The sequence below is a fragment of the Phormidium sp. FACHB-1136 genome (assembly GCF_014697375.1).
GTDB lineage: Bacteria > Cyanobacteriota > Cyanobacteriia > Phormidesmidales > Phormidesmidaceae > Nodosilinea.
Window position 1 is genome coordinate 1 of sequence record NZ_JACJRS010000203.1, and the last position, 3269, is coordinate 3269.

General features: G+C 55.9%; 3 protein-coding genes. All 3 read left to right on the forward strand.

Going from position 1 to position 3269, the window contains the following annotated elements:
* Positions 1-508 precede the first annotated feature (508 nt).
* The 3 genes from H6G62_RS26420 (at position 509) to H6G62_RS26430 (ending at position 3037) form a co-directional block, all read left to right on the forward strand.
* Entirely contained in the window at positions 509-1021 is a 513-nt protein-coding gene (locus H6G62_RS26420) for a GNAT family N-acetyltransferase (RefSeq protein WP_190500739.1), read from the forward strand.
* Between the two features lie 76 nt (positions 1022-1097).
* Positions 1098-2468: an N-acetylmuramoyl-L-alanine amidase gene (locus H6G62_RS26425; protein WP_190500741.1), complete on the forward strand. Its 1371-nt coding sequence runs from the start codon at positions 1098-1100 to the stop codon at positions 2466-2468.
* Positions 2469-2761: 293 nt separating this feature from the next.
* Positions 2762-3037, forward strand: a complete 276-nt coding sequence (locus H6G62_RS26430) for a hypothetical protein (RefSeq protein WP_190500742.1) — start codon at positions 2762-2764, stop codon at positions 3035-3037.
* Positions 3038-3269 lie beyond the last annotated feature (232 nt).

The following is a 3269-nucleotide window of genomic DNA, read 5'->3' on the forward strand; positions in this document are numbered from 1 at the left end:
CGCTATCATCATCGACATAAATTCCATCGCAGCAAGTTCCTCAGACCCTCATCTGAATTCTGCTTGCTGCTTTCCTTTTTGGATCAAATGGATAAAGTCGAGCTGAGAGGGCGTTTGAAAAGGGATCCCCTGTCGCTTTAGTCACCCGCCGATCCCCCCTGCCCCCCTTGGCAAGGGGGGTAGAAATCCCCCTTGCTAAGGGGGATTTAGGGGGATCGCCATCGTTGCTACCAGCAACAGGACGTTTCAAACATCCTTTGAGATCGCCCCATTTACCAGGTACCCTGGTTGGCTGACAAACGATTCTGCACCGGGCGCGGAAACCGCGCCCCTACCGCATTAGGGTCATGTAGGGGGCAGGCCTCCTGACCCTTTGACAGATCTGAGTTCTGGCAAGTTTTGTCGTCAATCAGAGGCCCGTGCCACGGCGATTCCCAAAAGACCCAGGGTAGGCTCCTGAACAGGGCCGTATTAGGATTGGAGCAACCATCCCTCTGCCTACGGTTCTATGTCGTTCGCCGATCTCAGTGCTCAATCCCAGGACTCGATTACCCTTCGTCCCGCCATTCCGGCAGATGTGCCCACCCTGGTGGCACTGATTCAAGCCTTGGCCGAGTACGAAAAGCTCTCCCACGAGGTGACGGGTCGTCCGGAGGACTTGGCCCGTCATCTGTTTGGGGAGCGGCCCTACGCCGAGGCGGTGCTGGCGGAACTGGACGGAACCACCGTGGGCATGGCGCTATATTTCTTTAACTTCTCCACCTTTTTGATGCAGCCCGGTCTGTACTTAGAGGATCTGTTTGTGTTGCCCGATTACCGTCGGCGGGGGGTGGGGCAAGCGTTATTTAAGTACCTGGGGCAGTTGGCCCTAGAGCGTGGCTGTGGACGGTTTGAGTGGAGCGTGCTGGACTGGAACACCCCCGCCATCGAGTTTTATCAGCGCATGGGGGCGGAGATTAAGCCGGAGTGGCAACTGTGCCGCCTCACCGGGGAGGCCCTGCAAGCCTTTGGGCAGGGGTAAACGGCGGGAAAATCCGTCCCAATGGCCCAGTTCATAGGTATGATTCTGGCCAGAGAGTTGCTCAACCCCTTGTACCATGGCACAGATTTTTATTTCGGCGGGCCACGGCGGTTACGAAGATGGCGTTGCCGATCCGGAGCTGGTGTTGGCCAGCACCACCGAGGCCGCAGAGATGATCCAAGTGCGGGACTTGGTGGTGGCGGAACTGCGGTCGCGGGGGTTGCCCGTCCTCGCTGTGCCCGATGACCTCAGCACCACCCAAAGCATTGCCTGGATTAACATGCGCTGTCAGCCCCAGGATGTGGCCCTAGAAATCCACGGCGGAGCCTACAGCGACCCTGGGGTGCGCGGATCGTCGGTGTTCTACATCGCCCAAAACGAGGTGCGCCGCTCCCACGCCGAGATTTTGCTGCTGGCCCTGCGCCGCCGGGTAACGCAACTGCCCAGCCGAGGAGCCAAACCCGATACAGAATCGCCCACGGGCTGGCTAGACTTCACCCGTTCCCTGCGCTGTCCGTCCTTGCTGATGGAAATTGGCCACCTCAACAGCCCCCAGGATTTGGCCATCCTCCAAAACCAGCGGCGGGATGTGGCCCTGGGCTTGGCCGATGGGCTGGCCTCCTGGAGTCGGTCGGTGGCTCCGGTGGCGGCGATGGCCACGGCGGCGACCAGCGGCTCCACCTTCCCCGAAATTCGCATCAGCATCAACGGCGGCATTTATCCCGAAACGGGCATCATCGTCAACAACAACTCCTATGTCCCCATCGACCTGGCCGACCTGCTGGGGGTGAACCTCACTAACGCGCCCAACATCACCCGCCTGCGCTACGGCAACGTGGTTTACATCAAGGCGGTGGATCTGCGCAGCTACAACGTTTCTGTGAATTGGAACGGCGAAACCCGCACCCTGCTGCTGCGCTCAGCCACAGGCATGGGCATCTGCCCTGGGTCGATGGATCGGCTGATGGGCCTAGGCAGCAGCTCCGAGGTGCAGTTGATTATGTTCCTCAAAACCGTCAACGAAGCCGCCATCACCCCATACCAAGACCTCGCCAAACTCTACCGCGAAGAAGCCGCCATCGAAGGCGTCAACCACGACATCGCCTTTTGCCAAATGCTGGTGGAAACCAATTCCCTCTACTTTGGCAGCGGGCTAAATCCGGCCCACAACAACTTTGGCGGTTTAGGCTCCCCCACGGGTGGCCCAGAGGGTTCCTCCTTCCCCACGGCAAGGATTGGGGTGCGGGCGCAAATTCAGCACCTCAAAGCCTACGGTAGTCTAGAGCCGCTGATCCAAAGCCAGGTGGATCCGCGTTTTCAGTTTGTCCGCCGGGGCGTGGCTCCCCTAGTGGATCAACTCACCGGACGCTGGAACAGCGACCCCGACTATGGCCGCAAAATCCTCGCCTTCATGCGCCGCCTGTATGAATCGGCGGGGATGCTGTAAGGCCAGTCCCTATTGACTTACTCATCCCAAGTATTAGGAGAGGTCACGCAGGTTTGAGAGCGATCAAATCTGTGATGGATATTTTATGGGAATGACTGCTGGATTAAATGTACGTGAGTAAATTTTAGTAAAGGTTAATGAATCCTGATTGTTATTCGTAACTTCTTGAGAAGTTTTCTGTAATCGTGGTTTTCTTGTCAGCATGGTGGGCACTCTAAAGTAAGTTATCTCGTGATCCCAACCTTGGCTTCCAGCCTAATCGAGGTAGAACGCGCTTTTCTCAGGAGTAGGAAATGGAAAGACTGAAGCTTAGAGGTTATAAACAAGCTCTCTGCGATCACTTTGGAGTAGCCAATGGCAGGGAGCTGCGAGAAAATAAGGTCTGGTTAGAATTCGCTGAAGAGAATGAGCTGCCGGATCTTCAGGGGTTTGATGCCTGGAAACAAGCCTATGAAGTTGTGTTTGATATTTATCCAGCGGACGAAACTGAAAAGAAAGCTCCTGAGTTAGCTCGACTTTATCCAATTAGGCAGCATGGCAAAGTAACTCGGCCCAGATGTCGAAGATAGGGCGCGGGACTTTAACGTACTCAAGGTCATCTTGCGATGTCTGAAAAAGCCGAGAGGCCCATAGATAGCGCCGGACAAAGGCCAAGGCATCAGCAAAGGTCGGGTGTTGCTTGATGTACCAGGCGGTAAGCTGTTAGTCATCTAAACTGCGTATAATACATTAAAATTCTGGAATAAGCCATGGGAGTCAGAAACTATCTAACGTCAGAGGAAAAGCAAGAGCTTCAGAAGC